The organism is Polaromonas sp. P1_G2 (assembly GCF_056405515.1).
The window spans coordinates 1-471 of record NZ_JBFUBY010001061.1; the positions used below are offsets into that span (position 1 = coordinate 1).

The 471-nt window shown below is 58.6% G+C and carries 1 protein-coding gene; it reads right to left on the minus strand.

The window, feature by feature from the left end; translation table 11 throughout:
- Nucleotides 1-86 precede the first annotated feature (86 nt).
- A partial coding sequence (locus AC1D0P_RS29065; protein ID WP_477679905.1) for a sterol desaturase family protein occupies nucleotides 87-471 on the minus strand: 385 nt, incomplete at its 5' end.

Below are 471 nucleotides of genomic sequence, written 5' to 3' on the forward strand. Positions count from 1 at the left end.
GGCGGGACCCAAGGCGTCCAGCCGGTCTGCGGAACGGACAATTTCCAACCTGTCGAGGCCGGCCTCGCTTTGCGATGCGAGCACGCTCATGATTTAGGCCCGTCCTGCGTCCGCACCAGTTCGTCCTGGCCACGGCCGAAAAGTTTGCGCCAGGGTTTCTGCGCCTGCCACCACATCTTCTTCAGCGGCAGGATCCAGAGGCCGAACAGCGACTGATAGTCGCCCACGTCGCGGTCGATAAGTCCGAACTGAAAATCTTCCTGTGGTGCCGGCACGACCAAAGTTCCGAACAGCCGGTCCCAGAAGGAGAACAGGAGACCGAAATTCTTGTCGTAGTGCCGCGGGTCGATGCTGTGGTGCAATTGGTGCCAATGCGGGCAGAGAACGAGATTGTTGATCGGGCCGAAGGAAATCTTGAGATGCGTGTGGCGGACGAAATCCATCATCAGGATATTGCGCACGACATAGACA